17 protein-coding genes are annotated in these 17,537 nt (G+C 66.7%); 4 read left to right on the forward strand and 13 right to left on the reverse strand.

Annotated features, from left to right (window positions below; genetic code table 11):
- Positions 1 to 9 precede the first annotated feature (9 nt).
- Entirely contained in the window at positions 10 to 636 is a 627-nt protein-coding gene (locus GN331_RS14340) for a DUF47 domain-containing protein (RefSeq protein ID WP_156642987.1), read from the reverse strand.
- Between the two features lie 194 nt (positions 637 to 830).
- On the opposite strand from GN331_RS14340, the gene GN331_RS14345 reads away from it, so the two are divergent.
- Positions 831 to 2,132, forward strand: coding sequence for a hemolysin family protein (locus GN331_RS14345; protein ID WP_331713497.1), 1,302 nt, complete (start codon positions 831 to 833; stop codon positions 2,130 to 2,132).
- The gene (locus GN331_RS14350; protein WP_156642988.1) at positions 2,125 to 2,745 is read left to right on the forward strand and encodes an exopolysaccharide biosynthesis protein; all 621 of its coding nucleotides are present in this window, start codon (positions 2,125 to 2,127) and stop codon (positions 2,743 to 2,745) included. The genes GN331_RS14345 and GN331_RS14350 overlap by 8 nt, the downstream gene beginning before the upstream one ends.
- Before the next feature lie 9 nt (positions 2,746 to 2,754).
- Here the strand turns inward: GN331_RS14350 and GN331_RS14355 are convergent, their stop codons facing one another.
- From GN331_RS14355 to GN331_RS14365, 3 genes are all read right to left on the reverse strand, one after another.
- Positions 2,755 to 4,896, reverse strand: coding sequence for a putative bifunctional diguanylate cyclase/phosphodiesterase (locus GN331_RS14355; RefSeq protein ID WP_156642989.1), 2,142 nt, complete (start codon positions 4,894 to 4,896; stop codon positions 2,755 to 2,757).
- Entirely contained in the window at positions 4,893 to 5,825 is a 933-nt protein-coding gene (locus GN331_RS14360) for a phosphate/phosphite/phosphonate ABC transporter substrate-binding protein (protein WP_425489304.1), read from the reverse strand. The genes GN331_RS14355 and GN331_RS14360 overlap by 4 nt, the downstream gene beginning before the upstream one ends.
- 111 nt (positions 5,826 to 5,936) lie before the next feature.
- Positions 5,937 to 6,752 carry an RNA methyltransferase gene (locus tag GN331_RS14365; RefSeq protein WP_156642991.1) on the reverse strand — a complete coding sequence of 272 codons (816 nt, stop codon included), beginning with the start codon at positions 6,750 to 6,752 and terminating at the stop codon, positions 5,937 to 5,939.
- Positions 6,753 to 6,796: 44 nt separating this feature from the next.
- Between GN331_RS14365 and GN331_RS14370 the strand changes: the two genes are divergently transcribed.
- Positions 6,797 to 7,612: an inositol monophosphatase family protein gene (locus tag GN331_RS14370; RefSeq protein ID WP_156642992.1), complete on the forward strand. Its 816-nt coding sequence runs from the start codon at positions 6,797 to 6,799 to the stop codon at positions 7,610 to 7,612.
- Here the strand turns inward: GN331_RS14370 and GN331_RS14375 are convergent.
- The 7 genes from GN331_RS14375 to queA form a co-directional block, all read right to left on the reverse strand.
- Positions 7,557 to 7,904 carry an addiction module antidote protein gene (locus GN331_RS14375; RefSeq protein WP_156642993.1) on the reverse strand — a complete coding sequence of 116 codons (348 nt, stop codon included), beginning with the start codon at positions 7,902 to 7,904 and terminating at the stop codon, positions 7,557 to 7,559. The two genes, GN331_RS14370 and GN331_RS14375, sit on opposite strands and share 56 nt — an antisense overlap.
- Positions 7,885 to 8,229, reverse strand: coding sequence for a type II toxin-antitoxin system RelE/ParE family toxin (locus GN331_RS14380; RefSeq protein WP_156642994.1), 345 nt, complete (start codon positions 8,227 to 8,229; stop codon positions 7,885 to 7,887). Before GN331_RS14380 ends, GN331_RS14375 begins: the two co-directional genes overlap by 20 nt.
- 172 nt (positions 8,230 to 8,401) lie before the next feature.
- Entirely contained in the window at positions 8,402 to 9,361 is a 960-nt protein-coding gene (gene secF / locus GN331_RS14385; protein WP_156642995.1) for a protein translocase subunit SecF, read from the reverse strand.
- Positions 9,362 to 9,377: 16 nt separating this feature from the next.
- Positions 9,378 to 11,246 (reverse strand): protein translocase subunit SecD, encoded by a 1,869-nt coding sequence (gene secD / locus GN331_RS14390; protein ID WP_156642996.1) that lies wholly within the window; start codon positions 11,244 to 11,246, stop codon positions 9,378 to 9,380.
- A 71-nt stretch (positions 11,247 to 11,317) separates the two neighbouring features.
- The gene (gene yajC, locus GN331_RS14395) at positions 11,318 to 11,659 is read right to left on the reverse strand and encodes a preprotein translocase subunit YajC (protein WP_156642997.1); all 342 of its coding nucleotides are present in this window, start codon (positions 11,657 to 11,659) and stop codon (positions 11,318 to 11,320) included.
- A gap of 34 nt (positions 11,660 to 11,693) precedes the next feature.
- Positions 11,694 to 12,833: a tRNA guanosine(34) transglycosylase Tgt gene (tgt, locus tag GN331_RS14400; protein ID WP_156642998.1), complete on the reverse strand. Its 1,140-nt coding sequence runs from the start codon at positions 12,831 to 12,833 to the stop codon at positions 11,694 to 11,696.
- On the reverse strand, positions 12,830 to 13,870 hold the full coding sequence (gene queA, locus GN331_RS14405) for a tRNA preQ1(34) S-adenosylmethionine ribosyltransferase-isomerase QueA (protein ID WP_156642999.1): 1,041 nt from the start codon (positions 13,868 to 13,870) through the stop codon (positions 12,830 to 12,832). The genes tgt and queA overlap by 4 nt, the downstream gene beginning before the upstream one ends.
- A gap of 188 nt (positions 13,871 to 14,058) precedes the next feature.
- Between queA and GN331_RS14410 the strand changes: the two genes are divergently transcribed.
- Positions 14,059 to 15,564, forward strand: coding sequence for an aminotransferase class III-fold pyridoxal phosphate-dependent enzyme (locus GN331_RS14410; RefSeq protein WP_156643000.1), 1,506 nt, complete (start codon positions 14,059 to 14,061; stop codon positions 15,562 to 15,564).
- Positions 15,565 to 15,626: 62 nt separating this feature from the next.
- Here GN331_RS14410 and GN331_RS14415 read toward each other — a convergent pair whose 3' ends face one another.
- Positions 15,627 to 16,622 carry a TMEM43 family protein gene (locus tag GN331_RS14415; RefSeq protein ID WP_197427160.1) on the reverse strand — a complete coding sequence of 332 codons (996 nt, stop codon included), beginning with the start codon at positions 16,620 to 16,622 and terminating at the stop codon, positions 15,627 to 15,629.
- Positions 16,619 to 17,509: an MBL fold metallo-hydrolase gene (locus GN331_RS14420; protein ID WP_156643002.1), complete on the reverse strand. Its 891-nt coding sequence runs from the start codon at positions 17,507 to 17,509 to the stop codon at positions 16,619 to 16,621. Before GN331_RS14420 ends, GN331_RS14415 begins: the two co-directional genes overlap by 4 nt.
- Positions 17,510 to 17,537 lie beyond the last annotated feature (28 nt).

The following is a 17,537-nucleotide window of genomic DNA, read 5'->3' on the forward strand; positions in this document are numbered from 1 at the left end:
GCGCCTGCGTCAGCTGTTCTTGAGCGCGATCGAATAGGCGACGACGCCTGCCTCGCGGCAGCGGTCGATCGCCTTCTCCAGGATCTCGAAGAATTCCTTCAGCAGGAACATCTCCGCGGCATCCAGGCGACCGGAATAAATGTCGCGGTGCAATTCGAGGATCAGCCGGTCGGCTTCGGCCTCGATCACGCGCAGGCGATCGTTGAGCTGCTTCATCGGCTCCAGGCGCAACTGCGTCAGCTCGGCGACCATCTTCACCACCACCTGCGCGGCCTGCTCGAGCATCGCCGCGCGCGGCGCGAAGTCGATGCCGTCCAGGCGATGGCGCGCGAGCGCGTAACGGTCGGCGAAGCGTTCGACCTGCTTGGGTATCTTGTACAGCGCCGAGGCGAGCGACTCGATGTCCTCGCGCTCGATCGGCGTGATGAAGCTGTCCACCAGCGCCTGGCTGATCTTGTCGGAGGCCACGCGCTCGCGCTGGCGGGCGAGCTTGAACGCTTCCAGGGCCGGGGTACGTTCCGGCGACTTCAGCATGTCGTGGAGGGCCACCGTGCTGTCGTGGGCGGCGACCGCGGCGTCGTTGAGCAGGCTGTAGAACTGCTTGCCCTGTCCGAAGATCGTCTGCAGGGAGAACATGCGGGGTGGCTCCGTTTCACGGTAATGACGGGAAGAAGGCGCAATTATGACAGGCCGTTGTATTACAAACGTATGACAGCCCGCCTCCGGGGCGGCTGCTATGATGCCGCCGCGCCCCCGCGCACGCCCATGGAAGACGCCCCTACCGCCGCCGCCGAACACCCCACGCCCTTCGCCCGGATGGACGCGCCCGCGTGCTCGAGCTGCTGATCGTCGCCCTGTTGATCGTCGTGAACGCTTTCTTCGCAATGTCGGAGATGGCGCTGATGACCTCGCGCAAGTACAAGCTCAAGCAATTGGCCGAAGACAGCCGCGGCGCGCGCACCGCGCTGTCGCTGGCCGAACACCCGGACAACCTGCTCTCCACCGTCCAGGTGGGCATCACCGCCATCACCGTGCTCACCGGCTTCTACGGCGGCGAATCGCTGGGCCTGATGATCGCCACGCACCTGCCCGACGTGACCTGGGTCCAGGCCTACTCGGGCAAGATCGGAACGGCCGTCGCCGTCGTCCTCATTACCGCGGCGTCGGTGATCTTCGGCGAACTGGTCCCCAAGCGCCTGGCGCTGACCAATCCCGAACGCATCGCCAGTCTTGTCGCGATCCCGATCGACTGGGTCTCGCGCGCCGCCCGACCCCTCGTCGGCGCGCTGTCCGCGGTCAATCGCTTCGTGTTGCGCATCCTCGGCATCAAGGACGACGCGCGCGGTGCGATCACGGAAGAAGAAATCCAGTTGCTCGTGAGCGAAGGCCACGAACAGGGCGTCATCGACGCCGACGAACGCAACATGATGACGCGCGTGCTGCGCCTGGGCGATCGCACCGCCGAAAGCCTGATGACGCCGCGCATGCGCATCGCCTGGCTGGATGCCGCGGCCGATCGCGAAGAAAACCTCGAAACCATGCGCGAGACACCCTACTCGCGTTACCCGGTGTATCGCGGCACGGATGCGGACGTGATCGGCGTGCTCGAAGTCAAAACGCTGCTCGACGAACTGGCCAAGACCGAACCGGAATTGTTCCGCGACATCCGCCCGGCCGTCTTCGTTTCCGAATCCACGCACGCGCTCAAGCTGCTGGAAATCTTTCGCGAAGAACAGCAGTCCATCGCGCTGGTCGTCGACGAGTACGGGGAAATCCAGGGCATGGTCACCGTCACCGACGTGATGGGCGCGATCCTCGGGCGCCTGCAGTCGATGGAAACCGACGAAGCCGACGCGATGGTCGCGCGCCGCGAAGATGGTTCGCTGCTGGTCGATGGCGCGCTGCCGATCGAAGACGTGCGCGAATTGCTCGGTGGCATCGCGTTGCCGGATGTCGAAACGCTCGACTACCACACGGCCGCGGGCATGGCGATCGCGCACTTCGGGCGCATCCCGAACGTCGGCGAGTATTTCGATTGGGACGGCTGGCGCATCGAAGTGGTCGACCTCGACGGCCCGCGCGTCGACAAACTGCTGCTGCAACGCCTGGATCGGGAAACCCACGATGCATGAGGGCGAGAAGAACGTCCCGAACGGTGAGCGCGGGACGCGCGCCATCCTCGACGCGCTCGCCGAAGGCAATCCCGACGAATTGTTGACGCTGCGCGACCTGCTCTCGGGCCTGGGCCGACGCGCGTTCGGCATGCTCGCCTTCGTGTGCGTGCTGCCCGCTTTCATTCCGATCCCGATCGGCGGCGCGATCAGCGGGCCGCTGATGATGTTCATCGGCATCCAGCTGGCCATCGGCCTGCGCAAGCCGTGGTTGCCGGAATTCATCGGCAAGCGCGGCGTGCATCGCCGGGCGATCGTGACCTTCGACAAGCGCCTGGCGCCGGTGTTGTCGCGCCTGGAAAAACTCGTTCGTCCGCGCATGCCGTGGATGCTGGACAGCCGCATCGCCGGCGTCGTCACGGGCCTGCTGTTGTTGTTGCTCGGCTTCCTGTTGTCGCTGCCGATTCCGCTGACGAACTACCTGTTCGGCGGCACGCTGCTCGCCTTCGCACTCGCGCTGCTGGAACGCGACGGCGTGCTGATGATCTGCGCGTGGGTCGTGGGATTGATCGCGGCCGCGTTGAGCTGGAACCTCGCGGTGCAGGCCGCGCACGGGATCGACCTGCTGATCTGACGGTTTGCGTTACGCCAGCAACTGCGCGAACTCGTGCGCGTTCATCGGATAACCGAGCCAGTAGCCTTGCGCGAGATCGCACCCGCGTTCGCGCAGGATGTCGAACTGGCCTTCCTTCTCCACGCCTTCGGCGACCACCGTGATGCCCAGCGAATGCGCCATCGCGATGATCGCGGTGGTGAGCGCGAGATCGTCCGGATCGCGCAACACGTCGGCGATGAAGCTGCGATCGATCTTCACGCCATCGACCGGCACGCGGCGCAGATGGCTCAGGCCCGAGAAGCCCGTGCCGAAATCGTCGAGCCAGATCTTCACGCCCGACGCGCGCAGGCGCGAGAGCAAACCGCTGGCGTGGATCTCGTCGCCGATGACCGCGGTTTCGGTGAGTTCCAGGTGCAGGCGCTCGGCTTCCAGGCCGGTTTCCTTCAACGTCGTCGCCACCACGCGCGGCAGATCGCCGCTGCGCAACTGGCGCGGCGACACGTTGACCGACACGAACAACTTGTTCGACTTCGGATGCGCCTGTTGCCAACGCATCGTGTCTTCGCACGCAGCGCGCAACACCTGCGGGCCGATGGTTTCGATCAGGCCGCTCTGTTCGGCGACATCGATGAACACCGACGGCGCGATCGCACCGTGTTCCGGATGTTGCCAGCGCAGCAGCGCTTCGGCGCCGCGCAGCTGGTTGTCGTTGAGGCTGTAGACGGGCTGGTAGGCCAGGCTGAGTTCGCCGCGTTCCCATGCGCCGCGCAGGTCCTGCTCCATGCGCACGCGGCGTTCGACGGCCTGGTCCATCGCGCGCGAATAGAAGCGGTGGCAGTTCTTGCCGGCGACCTTCGCCTGGTACATCGCGATGTCGCCGTTCTTCATCAGCATCGTCGAACCCGACGCATCTTCCGGGAACAAGGTGATGCCGATGGACGTGCCGAGGAACACCTGGCGTTCCTGCACGACGATCGGGCGGCTGAGTTCGGCGACCAGCGCTTCGGCAAGACGGCTGGCGGCGGTGCGCACGTCGCCGTGGTTGCCCGTCGGCGAAAGCACGCTCTCGATGAGGATGACGAATTCGTCGCCGCCGAAGCGCGCGAGCATCGCGCCATCGCCGCCCATGCGTTCGACGGTTTCGCGGATGCGGTTGGCGAATTGCACGAGGACTTCGTCGCCGGCGTCGTGGCCGAGCGTGTCGTTGACGCGCTTGAAGTCGTCGATGTCGGCGAACAGCAACGCCAACTGCCGACCCGCGCCGCGCAATTGCAGCAAGCGGCGATCGAGCGATTCGCGGAACGCCAGGCGATTGGCGAGCCCCGTCAGCGCATCGCTGTAGGCCATGCGGCGGATGTCGCGGTCGTGGCGCGCCACGCTGCTGCTCATGCGGCCGAAGGCGCGCACCAGGTCGCCGACTTCGTCGCCGCGGCTGGTCACCGGTGCATCGGTTTCGAAATTGCCGGCCTCGATTTCCTGCGCGACATCGGCCAGTTGCCGGATCGGGCGCACGAGCGTTTTTTGCACGAGCGCGACGACGAGCGCGCCGAGCGCGAGCAGCCCCGCGCCGATCATCGTGATCCACACCACGTGCTTGCGGCCGATCGCTTCCAGGCGCGCGTGCATCGCGCCGTTCGCGCTGTCTTCGTCGCGCTTGATCGCCGACAGCGAATACCCCACGCGCACGCCGCCCAGGCGCTGGTCGCCGATCATGATCGGCGCGGAGATGTCGATCACCTGGTCGGAACTCTGCACGTGCGTGGTGCGTGCATTGACGATTTCGAAGGCGAACTCGTCGCCCATCGGCTGGCCGAACGCCGGGATGTCGCCCGAGCCGTCGTGCACGATGCGGCCCTGCGGGTCGTACACGAGGACATACGCGACATCGGGCTGGCGCATCGCGGCGCGTGCGAGCGTGCCGATGGCATCCAGGTCCGAGTAGTACATCGGGTTGGTGAGCGATTCGGCGAGTTCCGTCACGCCCGCTTCGCCGCGGCGCTTGAGGCGCTCCCCCACCAATTCGCGCATGGTCTGGCGGCCGACGTCGAACACCTGCGCCTGCATCGTTTCCTGGCGCTGCCACATCACCGCCATCAGCGCGAGCACGGCGAGCAGGACCAGGGCCATGCCGGCAAGGAACTTCGCCTGCAGGCCGAAACGCAGGGTCATTCGACCTCCGCGCGGATCCGCTTCACGCCATCGCCGATGCGCTGCAGCGATTGCTGCGCGCGATCGTCGAGCGGCAGGAAGCGCGTGGTCTTGAAGAAGCGCAGCAGCGCTTCGCGCGCATCGGGATCGTGCGAGGCTTCGATCAGCACTTCGCGCAGGCGCGCGGCGACTTTCGGATCCATCGTGCCGCGCACCATTTCCAGCGCGCGCGGATACGGCGGGGTTTCATGCACGATCTGCAGGTCGACGCGGAAGGCCGCGGGCACGCGCTGCGGATTCTGCCAGTCGAGGTTGCTCATCACGCCGACATCGACCATGCGCTTGTGCACCCACGTGGCGATGTTCAACTCGGTGCGCGCGAACAGATACCCCACGCGATTGGGTTCGGCGCGGTCCATCGGCGAGAGCAGGATTTCGAGCTTGAGGCCCTGGTCGAGCAGTTCGGAAGCCGGCACGTAGTACGCGCTGGTCGAATACGGATTCTGGAACGCGACGCGCCGGCCGCGCATGTCCTTCAGGCTGCGGATGCCGCTGTCCTTGCGGACGAAGAACACGCTCGTGTACTGGCTGACGCCGTCGCGTTCGGTGAGCAGCAGCGGACGCGCACCCGAGCCCTGCTCCAGCAGCATGCCGGTGCCGGCGGTTTCGGTGACCCAGTCGACCCGGCCGCGGCGCAGATAGCTGTTCATCTGCTGCACGTCGTGGGCCATCAGGATGCGGCCTTCGCGGATGCCGACGTTGGCCATGCGCGGCACGACGTAGTCGAGCAGCGGCTTGAGTTGTTCGTAATGTTCCTTGGGGTCGTCGCTGATGCGGCCGAGCACGAGGACGTGCGCGTCGTCCACGTTCACCGCATCCGCCGCACGGGCGTCGCGCTGGAGAAGGGGGAGCGAAAGGACCGCGGCGAGGCACAACAGCCCAGCGGTAATGCGACGGAACGCAACCAAAGCGAAAGCCCTGCTGACTCCCCCAAGTGTTGGAAGCCTAGCCCATTTAACCGGCAGGAAACAGCGTTACGTCGTTGTTCCAGCGCAGTTTCGTCAGTCGTCGGCGGGCGGGTTCGTGCGCCCTGCGAGCATCGCCATCCGCTGGGTATCGGCCAGCACCCCGCGCAGCAGGCGCACTTCGGCACTGCCCAGGCCCGCGCGCAGGTACAGGCGACGCAGCTTGCGCATCGCCGAATCCGGCGTGCGGCCCTTGTGGAAGTCGATGGCCTCCAGCGTTTCGGACAACTGGGCGAAGAAGCCTTCGAGTTCGGCGTGGGGCGCGGGGCCTTCTTCCGATGCCACGACCGCCGACGCGGGCGCGGGCCGTGCGACGCCCTGCCCGCCCAGCGCCGCGCGACGCACCTCGTAGCTCAGCACCTGCACCGCAGCGGCGAGGTTGAGCGAGCTGAAGGCCGGGTCGGAGGGAATGTGGATCGAGGCATGGCAGAGCTGGAGCTCGTTGTTGTCCAGGCCCGTGCGCTCGCGGCCGAAGACCAGCGCGACCGGCCCCTGCACCGCGAGGGCCAGCGCGCGGGCGGCGCCTTCGTCGGGCTCGAGCTGCTCCAGCTGCACGCGCCGGCTGCGGGCCGTGCAGCCGAGCACGAGGGCGCAATCGGCGACGGCCTCGCTCAGCGTTGCGAAGACCGGGGCCTGTTCGACCAGATCGTCGGCACCGGCGGCCATGGCGGTGGTGTTGAGGTCGGGCGCCTTTTCGGGCGCGACCAGCACCAGCCGGGCCAGGCCCATCGTCTTCATCGCGCGGGCGGCCGCACCGATGTTGCCGGGGTGCTGGGTGCCGACGAGCACGATGCGGACGCGATCGCGCGCGAGGGTTTCGAGGGGGGAGGCATTCGGAATCGGTTCGCTCATGGCGCGAATGTTAAACTCCGCGCCCCTCGCGATCGGCCCCGTCCATGCAGAAACCCGCAGTCACCGTCATGGTCAAGGCCGCCCGCGCGGCGGGCAACGTGCTTTTGCGCCACATGAACCGCCTCGACGCCATCAACGTGGTCGAGAAGGAACGCATGGATTACGCGAGCGAGGTCGACGGCCTGGCCGAGGCCGAGATCGTCAAGGAACTCAAGCGCGCGATGCCCGACTGCTCGATCCTCGGCGAGGAAACGGGCGCCAGCGGCCGCGGCCGTTCGACCTTCGTCATCGATCCGCTCGACGGCACCAGCAATTACCTGCACGGCATCCCGCACTGGTGCGTGTCGATCGCGCTGGTCGAAGGCGGCGAACCGCAGCACGCGGTGATCTTCGATCCGCTGCGCAACGAGTTGTTCACCGCCAGCAAGGGCGGTGGCGCGGTGCTCAACGATCGCAAGCTGCGCGTGACCGAACGCAAGGACCTCACCGGCGCGATGCTGATCACCGGCTTCCCGCCGCGCGAACGCGAACGCCTCGCGCCGCACCTGGCGTGCGTCGGCGAATTGCTGCGCGAAGCGGAGGACATCCGCCGCACCGGTTCGGCCGCGCTCGACCTGGCGTACGTCGCCTGCGGCCGCGCAGACGGTTACTTCGAAGCGGGCGTCAAGCCGTGGGACATCGCCGCGGGCGTGCTGCTCGTGCGCGAAGCCGGTGGCCGCGTCACCGATTTCCGTGGCGCCGCGACGGGCCCGATGGACCAGCGCGGCATCCTCGGCCGACAACTGGTGGCGGGCAACCTCAAGCTCAGCGAGCAGTTGCAGAAGGCGATCGTGGGGTCCGGGTACGCCGCGGCTTTTTGACGATCGGTTGGACTGAAAGGCGCAGCCCGACCGCCGCAAGCACGCGCGTCAGGCTGCGCAGTTCCGGATTGCCTTCCGCGGAAAGCGTTCGATAAAGCGTTTTTGCGTTCAGTTCGGCATCCGCCGCAACTTGCTGGACGCCGAAAGCGTTGACGATGTGGCGAAGTGCGCCAAGCACATCCACCTGATCGCCGTCGGCAAGGACGCTTTCCAGGTACAGCGCAGCGAACGCAGGGTCGTTGCGCAGCATTTCCGCCGTCGCTTCATCATGGCTACGCCATGGCTTCGTCATGTTCCGTCCTCCGTTGATAATCTCGCCAGGCGTCCACTGCACGGTCGAGGTCGCGCCGTTGACTCGATTTGTCGCCGCCGCCGAGCAGCAACACGACCGCGCCACGGTCCAGCCCGAAATACACGCGGTATCCGGGCCCCACGTCGACCCGTAATTCCGAAACGCCATCGCGGCAGGTGGCGTGATCTCCGAAGTTGCCTCGCTCGACGCGGACGACGCGCCGCATGACAGCGACCTTCCCGCGCGGATCACGCAATCCGTCCATCCATTCCTGGTAGACGTCCCTCCCCGCCCGCGAGCGGTAATGCCGTACTTCAAGCTCCATGCGATTTTCGCTTAAAAGCGACTCCTGTCAAGTGGTCCGCGAATGCGGCCGACCATTCAGTGGTCGAGTCGACAGGCTAAGTGCACGCGCCAACAGAAAAGGCCGCGCTGGATGCGCGGCCTTTTCTGGTTTGCCGGACGCCGACGGGCGTCGCGCTTTGACGCTTATCGGATCAGGGACGACGCGCCAGCGCGGCTTCGTCGCGCGCCTTCGGCATCAGGTCCTGCTTGCTCACGCCGAACCACAGCAGCAACGGGCAGGCCACGAAGATCGACGACAGCGTACCGATGACGATGCCGATCATCTGCGACTCGGCCATGCCGCGCAGCGAACCGCCGCCGTAGGCGTACAGCGCGAACACCGTCAGGAAGGCCACGAACGAGGTGATCACCGTACGCGAGAGCGTCTGGTTGACCGACTTGTTCAGCACCTCGTACGGCGGCGCGCGCATGCCGCGGAAGTTTTCGCGCACGCGGTCGAACACCACGATCGTGTCGTTGATCGAGTAGCCCATCACCGACAACACGCCGGCGAGCACCGTCAGGTCGAACTCGTGCCCGCTCAGCGCGAACCAGCCCGCCACGACGATGACGTCGTGCAGCGTGGTGACGATCGCCGCCGCAGCAAACTTCCATTCGAAGCGCGCCGAAATGTAGATGCCGAAGCCGAACAGCACGAACAGCAACGCGTACACGCCGTTCTGCGCGAGTTCCTTGCCCACCTGCGGCGAGATCTGCGCGCTGCTGCGCACCTCGGCCTGGTTGTCGGGCGTGGAGGCGAGCGTGCGGACTTCCTGCGCGATGCTGGACGACGTGCCACCGGCCTGCGACGCACCGTGCGGACGGTCCTGCAGGCGCACGAGCACGTCGCTGCCGGTCCCGAAGGTCTGCACCTGCGCGTTGGCGTAGCCGGCCTTTTCCAGGCGCGAGCGCACGCCGTCGACGTCCGCCGGCTTCTGGAAGCGCAGCTCGACGCCGACGCCGCCGGTGAAGTCCAGCGCGAAGTTGAAGCCCTTGGTGACCATCGCGCCGAGGCCGACGAACATGATGAGCGCGGCCACGATCAGCGACACCCAGCGCATGCGCATGAAGTTGATGTTGCTGTCGTACGGGAAGACGTTGAACGGTTTCATTTGCTTGGCTTCCCGATCAGACCGCGATGGACTTGAGCTTGCGGCGGTGGCCGTAGATCAGCGTGGCGATGCCGCGCGAGACCGACACCGCGGTGTACATGGACGTCAGGATGCCGACGATCAGCGAGACCGCGAACCCCTTCACCGCGCCCGTACCGAACGCGAACAACGCGATACCCGCGAGGATGGCCGTGATGTTGGCGTCGGCGATGGTGCCCGCCGCGCGCTCGTAGCCTTCCTTGATCGCACCCAACGGTGGCATGCCGAGGCGTAGCTCCTCTCGGATACGTTCGTTGATCAGCACGTTGGCGTCGACCGACATGCCGACGGTCAATGCGATACCCGCCAAACCCGGCAGGGTCAGCGTCGCGCCGAGGATCGACATCACCGCGATCACCATCAGCAGGTTGATGAGCAACGCCACCGACGTGATGATGCCGAACATGCGGTAGTACACGAGGAAGAACACCAGCGCGAAGCCGAAGGAGTACAGCACCGCCGTCAGGCCGCGCTCGACGTTCTCCGCACCCAGGCTCGGGCCCACGGTGCGTTCGTCGACGAATTCCATCGGCGCCGCCAGCGCACCGGCGCGCAGCAGCAGCGCGAGGTCGGAGGCGTCCTTCGGGCTGTCGAGGCCGGAGGTCTGGAAGTTCTTGCCCAGCGGTTCGCGGATGTTGGCGACCGAGATCACCTCTTCCTTGACGCGCGTGCTGCGCACGTCCTTGCCGTCGACGACCTTCACTTCCGGGATGCGTTCGATGTAGACGACCGCCAGGCCCTTGCCGACGTTTTCGCTGGAGTAGTCGAACATGCGCTGGCCACCCGGGCCATTGAGCGTGATCGACACGGCCGGGGAGCCGTCGTCCGGCGAACGCGTGGCCTGCGCGCCGACGAGCTGTTCGCCCGAAACGATGACGCGCTTCTTGAGCAGCACCGGATAGCTCGGGCCGCCCTTGCTGCCGCGCGCGGTGAACAGGCGCGCGTCCGGCGGGACGTTGCCATTCCGCGCGTCTTCGATGCTGCCTTCGTGCACGCCGCGGAATTCCAGGGTCGCCGTGGCGCCGAGGATGCGCTTGGCCTGCGCGGTGTCCTGCACGCCCGGCAACTGCACGACGACGCGGTCGGTGCCCTGGCGCTGGATGATCGGCTCGGCCACGCCGAGTTCGTTGATTCGGTTGCGCAGCGTGCTGACGTTCTGCTCGATGGCTTCGCTCGCCACCTTGTCCAGCTCGGCCTGCGGGATGCGCACGGCGACCTGGTTCGGCAGCGCGCTGTCGAGCGGCTGCAGCGTCGGCAATTGCTTCGCGATCAGGTCGCGCGCCTTCGCCGGATCGGCATTGGAAGCGAGCGTGGCGATGATGCTGTTGTCGGGGCGGCGCTCGACGGACGTGTAAGCCACGCCGTTTTCGCGCAGCAGCACGCGGACGTCTTCAGCCGTGGCTTCGAAGCGCTTGGCCAGCGCGGCCTGCTGGTCGACCTGCATCAGGAAGTGCACGCCGCCCTGCAAGTCCAGGCCCAGCAGCATCGGGCGCGCGCCGATCTTCTGCAGCCACGCCGGCACCGTCGAGGCGAGGTTGAGCGCGACGACGTAGTCGGTGCCCATCGCCTCGCGGACGGCGTCGGCCGCCTTGATCTGCACGTTGGGGTCGCGCAGGCGGACGAGCAGGTTGCCGTCCTTGGAGATCTCCACCGCCTTGGGGGCGACGCCGATCTTCTTCAGCACGCCTTCGACGCGCGCCTTGGTGGTGGCATCCACCGTCGAACCACGGTTGGCGGTGACCTGCACCGAGGGATCCTGCGGATAGATGTTGGGCAACGCGTACAGCGTGCTCAGCACCAGCACCAACAGGATGACGACGTATTTCCAGCGCGCGTACTCAAGCATCGGGCGACCCCGCGGCGACCATCCGGCCGCCGCAACTGCGTTTCGTGAAAAGTCTTGGAAAAACTAACGGATCAGGCGGATTTCAAGGTGCCCTTGGGGAGCACGTTGGCGATCGCGCCGCGCTGCACGCGCAGCTGCACGCCAGTGGCGACTTCGACGGTGACGAAGTTGTCGCCCATTTCGGTGACCGTACCGGCGATGCCGCCGCTGGTGATCACCTCGTCGCCGCGATTGAGCTTGTCCAGCATCGAGCGGTGTTCTTTCTGGCGCTTCATCTGCGGACGGATCATCAGGAAGTACATCAGGCCGATGAAGACGATCGGCAGCAAAAGCGTCTGCCACATGCTGCCACCGGCGGCAGGCGCGGCGGCCTGGGCGTGGGCGGGGGCGATCAACAGGTCGAGCAGGTCCATTTTGCTGGGTCCGGCAATGTGAAAAGGCGGAGGATTATGCCACGTGGGTGGGCTGCGCCCCGGGGATCGCGGCACGGGCGGCGTGGAAAGACTCCCTGAATGCCGCGAAGGTTCCCCGCTCGATGGCCGCGCGCATGTCCGCCATCAGCTTTTCGTAGTACCAGAGGTTGTGGAGGGTGCCGAGCATCGGCGCCAGCATCTCGTTGCAGCGATCCAGGTGGCGCAGGTACGCCCGCGTATAGCCGCCGGAACAGGTGGGGCAGCCGCAGCCCTCCTCGATCGGCCGCAAGTCCTTCTCGTACTTCGCGTTGCGGATGCGGACCGTCCCCGTGCTCGTGAAGTAGTGGCCGTTGCGCGCGTTCCGCGTCGGCATCACGCAATCGAACATGTCCACGCCGCGCGCGACCGCTTCGACCAGGTCCTCGGGCCGGCCCACGCCCATGAGGTAGCGCGGGCGATCTTCCGGCAACGCCGGACACGTGTGGTCGAGCATCGCGTTGCGTTCGTGCTCGGGCTCGCCGACGGCCAGGCCGCCGATGGCATAGCCATCGAAGCCGATGTCCCGCAAGCCGGCCGCCGACGCGCTGCGCAGATCGTGATGCACCCCGCCCTGCACGATGCCGAACAGCGCCGCGTCGTTGCCTTCGTGCGCGCGCTTGGAACGTTCGGCCCAGCGCAGGCTCAGTTGCATCGAGGCTTGCGCGACCTCATGCGTCGCCGGATACGGCGTGCATTCGTCGAAGATCATCACCACGTCCGAATCGAGCACGCGCTGGATGCGCATGCTTTCTTCCGGGCCGAGGAAGACGGTCGAGCCGTCGGTCGGCGCCGCAAAGGTCACGCCCTTCTCGGTGATCTTGCGGCGATGCGCGAGCGAGAAGACCTGGAAGCCGCCGGAGTCGGTGAGGATCGGCCCGTCCCAGCGCGCGAAGCCATGCAGGCCGCCGTGCGCTTCGATGACTTCGAGCCCGGGGCGCAGATACAGATGGAAGGTGTTGCCGAGGATGATTTCGGCGCCGAGCCCGCGGATCTGGTCGGGAAACACGCCCTTGACCGACCCGTACGTGCCCACCGGCATGAACGCCGGCGTTTCCACCGTGCCACGCGGGAAATGCAGCCTTCCGCGACGCGCGGCGCCATCCTGGCCGAGGAATTCGAAACGCATGCGGCTCATGCGCCGGCCTCGCTCGACGGCCACAGCAGCATCGCGTCGCCGTAGGAAAAGAAACGGTAGCCCTGCGCGATCGCATGCGCATAGGCCTCGAAGATGCGCGCCTTGCCGGCGAACGCGGACACCAGCATGAGCAAGGTGCTCTCCGGCAGATGGAAGTTGGTGAGCAACGCGTCGACGCTGCGAATGCGATAGCCCGGCAGGATGAAGATCGACGTCTCGCCGGCGAAGGGTTGCAGCGCGCCGTCGACCAGGGCCGATTCGAGCGCACGCACGACGGTCGTGCCGACCGCGATCACGCGCCCGCCGCGTGCGCGCGTTGCGTTGACTTGATCGATCAGCGCCGCGCCGACATTGAGCCACTCGCTGTGCATGCGGTGCTCGGACAGATCGTCGACACGCACCGGTTGGAACGTGCCCGCGCCGACATGCAAGGTGACATGGCCGAAGTCGATGCCTTTCGCGCGCAGTGCATCGAGCAACGCGCCGTCGAAATGCAGGCCCGCGGTCGGCGCGGCGACCGCGCCGGTTTCCTTCGCGAAGACGGTCTGGTAGCGCGCATCGTCGGCGGCATCGGCGTCGCGATGGATGTACGGCGGCAGCGGCAAACGGCCGGCGTGCTGCAACCAATCGGCGAAGGGGCCGTCGACATGGAAGCGGAGGCGATAGAACTCGCCTTCGCGGCCCAGGACCTCGGCCTCGCCGCCGGCATCGAGCGCGATGCGCGACCCGGGCTTCGGGGATTTGCTCGCGCCGACCTGGGCGCGGGCTTCGTCGCCCGGCAGCAGGCGTTCGATGAGGATTTCCACGCGCCCGCCGCTGGCCTTCTGGCCGAACAGGCGCGCGGGGATGACCCGGGTGTCGTTGAAGACCAGCAGGTCGCCGGCGCGCAGCAGATCCGGCAGGTCGCGCACGCCGCGGTCGGCCAGGGGCGCGGGCGCGGGTTCGACGACCAGCAAGCGGCTGGCGGAGCGTTCGGGCAGCGGCGCCTGCGCGATCAGCGCCTGCGGCAGGTCGTAATGGAAGTCGGAGCGCTTCAAGGCGGGTGGCCGCGGGGCCGGTGGAGCAAGGCCGCCTAGTGTAGCGGCCGCCGGGGGTTATATCGGGGTCTGGGGGGTGGTAGACTCGCGCAAGCTTTTGAAATCCCAAGGAAACACGCACTGCGCGGCCCCGCCGCGTTTTTGTTTTCAAGGGTTCCCATCGTCAAGATTTTCCCGAGGTTCGTGCCATGAACGCCAACGCTTTGCTCGCCCCCCTCGCCCCCCTTCGTGCCCATGCCGGCACGCGTCGGACGCAAGGCCTCGACGACGCCACGCTGCTGCGCCTGTCCGCGAACCACCCCGAACTCGCGCAGGCCATCGCCGCCGCCGCCGCCGAATACGCGCGCGTGCGCGCCGAGTTCGCCGACCTGCTGGACCTGGACGAAGACGCGCAGATCCGCGCCGTGCAGGCCGGCTTCGTCAATTTCTATTCGATGGATGCGGTGAACCCGTACATCGCCATCGCCGCGCGCGGCCCGTGGGTGGTCACGCTCAAGGGCGCGGTGCTCCACGATTCGGGCGGCTACGGCATGCTCGGCCTGGGCCACACCCCGGATGCGGTGATCGCCGCGATGGCGCGCCCGCAAGCGATGGCCAACATCATGACGCCCAATCTTTCGCAGCTGCGCTTCGATCGCGCGATGCGCAAGGAAATCGGCCACACCCGCGGCGGCACCCCGTACACCAAGTTCCTGTGCCTGAACTCCGGCTCGGAAAGCGTGTCGCTCGCCGCGCGCATCGCCGACGTCAACACCAAGCTGATGACCGATCCGGGTGCCAAGCACGCCGGTCGCGCGATCAAGCGCATCGTGGTGAAGGGCAGCTTCCACGGCCGCACCGAGCGCCCGGCGCTGTATTCGGATTCCTCGCGCAAGACCTACCTGCAGCACCTGGCCAGCTTCCGTGGCGAAGACACGCTGCTGACCGTCGAGCCCTACGACATCGACCAGCTGAAGCAGATTTTCGCGGACGCCGAGACCAACAACTGGTTCATCGAGGCGATGTTCCTCGAGCCGGTGATGGGCGAAGGCGACCCGGGCCGCAGCGTGCCGCCGGCGTTCTACGCCGCCGCGCGCGAGCTGACCAAGACGCACGGCTCGCTGTTCCTCGTCGACTCCATCCAGGCCGGCCTGCGCGCGAACGGCGTGCTGTCGATCGTCGACTACCCGGGCTTCGAAGGCCTGGAAGCGCCGGACATGGAAACCTATTCGAAGGCGCTCAACGCCGCGCAGTACCCGCTGTCGGTGCTCGCCGTCACCGCGCGCGCCGAGAAGCTGTATCGCGCCGGCACCTACGGCAACACGATGACCACCAACCCGCGCGCGCTCGACGTCGCGGTCGCGGTGCTCGAACAGTTCACGCCCGCGATGCGCACCAACATCCGCGAGCGCGGCAAGGAAGCGATCGCCAAGTTCGAAGCGCTGAAGAATGAACTCGGCGGCCTGATCACCAAGGTCCAGGGCACGGGCCTGCTGTTCTCGTGCGAACTCGCGCCGCAGTTCAAGGGTTACGGCGTCGGCTCGACCGAAGAGTGGCTGCGCGAACACGGCATGGGCGTGATCCACGGCGGCGCGAACTCGCTGCGCTTCACCCCGCACTTCATGGTCGACAGCGAAGAAATCGACCTGCTGGTGTCGATGGTGAAGCGTGCGCTGGTCGAAGGCCCGCGACAGACGCAGGCTGCGGCGGCGTAAAGGCGCGTCGCGAAGCCACGCAACCCCACCCCGGCCCTCCCCTGCCTTCGCAGGGGAGGGAGTCAGCGCATCGTGACCCAGAGCGCGGCCACCGCCGCGCTCCCCAGCACCACCATCGTCAGCACCATCCCGACGAAACGACCGATCGACGTCCCCGCGTGGCGGCCCAGGCCCCACGCGTGCAGCACGCGACCGAGCAGCAGCAGCGCGCCGCCGGTGAAGATCCACTGGCGCCCGACGCCCGTGATTTCGAGCAGCGCGAGCAACAACAACGTCATCGGAACGTATTCGGTGAAGTTGCCGTGGACCCGGACCCAGCGCTTCAACTCCTTGCAATCGCCGGCGCCGATGCCGACCTGCGCCTTCGCGCGCCAGCGCGACACCTGCGCGGTCAATCCCATCAACATCAGCGCGTGCAGCGCGGCGAACAACAACGTCGTCGTCGGCAGCGGCATCGCGACGGCTTGCGTCGCCAATTGCGGCAACGGCGGATCGTCGCCGATGGGATCGCCCGCGATCGGAAACCACGTGCCGCGTTCGAGCGACACGCGCCCCTTCAATGGCGGCAAGGTCAACTCGCGCCAGCCGATGCGCAGGTCGCCGATCTGCGGATCCAGCGGATTCTCCGCACTGCCCAGGCCATCGCCTTCGGGTTGGAACGTGGCGGCGAGATTCCCCGGCAGAGCCGAGAAATTCGGACGGAACAGGCGCCACTGACCGTATTGTTCGATCACGCTGCGATCGACGGGTTTGTCGTCGAGCGTCACATGCTCGGCGGTCCAACGCCGCCCACGCATCGGGAATTCCGGATTCTCGTGGCCCTGCGTGTAACCGCTGGAATCGATCGGCGTTTCGCTCCACACGCGTTCGAACCCGCCGTCCTTCGCGCGCCACTGGTACATCTCCACGCGCCGCTCCAGCCCGAAGTGCCGCGCGCTGACGCCGAACTCGCGATCGCGCACCACTTCATCGGACACCGGTTCGCTTTCCTGCGCATGCACGAACCCCGCCGCCAGCAACATCAGCAGCGCGAGGATGCCGCGCAGTGCGGGCCTCATGCGGCCAGGGCCCGCGCGTGCAGTTCCGCCACTTCGTGCGTCGTGCCGAAGCGGCCCGTCGCGTCGCGCACCACCTGCGCGAGCGCGCATTCGGGATCGTGGGTAAAGAACAGATGCACGTTGCGCGCGAGCTTGTCTTCCAGGAATTCGCGTTTCTCGTCGATCAGCAATTCGGCGTTGCGGTCGTAACCCATCGTGATCGGCACATGCACCCACGGGCGCCCCGGGATCAGGTCGGCGCAGAACACCACGCCGCCGTGCGATTCGCCATTGCTCGCATCCGGCCCGATGATTTCGGACAGCATCAACCCGGGCGTGTGCCCATCGCTGAAGTGGAAGCGCACGCTCTTGCCCAGCGCCGGCGTGTGCGTGCTTTCGACCAGTTCCAGGCGCCCGCTCTTTTCCAGCAGCACCTGCAACTCGGGAATGAAGGACGCGCGGTCGCGCGCATGCGGATGGTTCGCGCGTTCCCAGCATTCCTTGCTGACGACGTAGGTCGCGTTGGGAAACAACAGTTCCGGCGCGCGGCCTTCGGCCCACGGTGCGAGCAGGCCGCCGGCGTGGTCGAAGTGCAGGTGCGAGAGCACGACGACATCCACGTCGTCATGTTCGAATCCCGCCGAATGCAGCGACTCGAGCAACACGTGGCGCTCTTCGACGACGCCGTAGCGCTCGCGCATCTTCGGATCGAAGAACGCGCCGATGCCGGTTTCGAACAACACCGTCTTGCCGTTGAGGGGGCTCGCGAGGAGCGCGCGGCAGGCCAGCGCGATGCGATTGGCTTCGTCGGGCGCCGACCAGCGCGACCACAACGCGCGCGGCGCGTTGCCGAACATCGCGCCGCCATCGAGCTTCTGCGAGTTGCCGAGGATCGACCAGAGCTTCATGCGGCCGATTGTAAGCCGTGACGTGGTT

It is taken from the genome of Noviluteimonas gilva, from assembly GCF_009740395.1.
Lineage (GTDB): Bacteria > Pseudomonadota > Gammaproteobacteria > Xanthomonadales > Xanthomonadaceae > Noviluteimonas > Noviluteimonas gilva.

Excerpts from the sequence above, each read along its gene's own strand:
- GN331_RS14340 (WP_156642987.1), bottom strand. The coding sequence starts at position 636 with ATGTTCTCCCTGCAGACGATCTTCGGACAGGGCAAGCAGTTCTACAGC.
- GN331_RS14350 (WP_156642988.1), top strand. The coding sequence starts at position 2,125 with ATGCATGAGGGCGAGAAGAACGTCCCGAACGGTGAGCGCGGGACGCGC.
- GN331_RS14355 (WP_156642989.1), bottom strand. The coding sequence starts at position 4,896 with ATGACCCTGCGTTTCGGCCTGCAGGCGAAGTTCCTTGCCGGCATGGCC.
- GN331_RS14365 (WP_156642991.1), bottom strand. The coding sequence starts at position 6,752 with ATGAGCGAACCGATTCCGAATGCCTCCCCCCTCGAAACCCTCGCGCGC.
- GN331_RS14370 (WP_156642992.1), top strand. The coding sequence starts at position 6,797 with ATGCAGAAACCCGCAGTCACCGTCATGGTCAAGGCCGCCCGCGCGGCG.
- GN331_RS14375 (WP_156642993.1), bottom strand. The coding sequence starts at position 7,904 with ATGACGAAGCCATGGCGTAGCCATGATGAAGCGACGGCGGAAATGCTG.
- GN331_RS14380 (WP_156642994.1), bottom strand. The coding sequence starts at position 8,229 with ATGGAGCTTGAAGTACGGCATTACCGCTCGCGGGCGGGGAGGGACGTC.
- secF (WP_156642995.1), bottom strand. The coding sequence starts at position 9,361 with ATGAAACCGTTCAACGTCTTCCCGTACGACAGCAACATCAACTTCATG.
- secD (WP_156642996.1), bottom strand. The coding sequence starts at position 11,246 with ATGCTTGAGTACGCGCGCTGGAAATACGTCGTCATCCTGTTGGTGCTG.
- yajC (WP_156642997.1), bottom strand. The coding sequence starts at position 11,659 with ATGGACCTGCTCGACCTGTTGATCGCCCCCGCCCACGCCCAGGCCGCC.
- tgt (WP_156642998.1), bottom strand. The coding sequence starts at position 12,833 with ATGAGCCGCATGCGTTTCGAATTCCTCGGCCAGGATGGCGCCGCGCGT.
- GN331_RS14410 (WP_156643000.1), top strand. The coding sequence starts at position 14,059 with ATGAACGCCAACGCTTTGCTCGCCCCCCTCGCCCCCCTTCGTGCCCAT.
- GN331_RS14415 (WP_197427160.1), bottom strand. The coding sequence starts at position 16,622 with ATGAGGCCCGCACTGCGCGGCATCCTCGCGCTGCTGATGTTGCTGGCG.
- GN331_RS14420 (WP_156643002.1), bottom strand. The coding sequence starts at position 17,509 with ATGAAGCTCTGGTCGATCCTCGGCAACTCGCAGAAGCTCGATGGCGGC.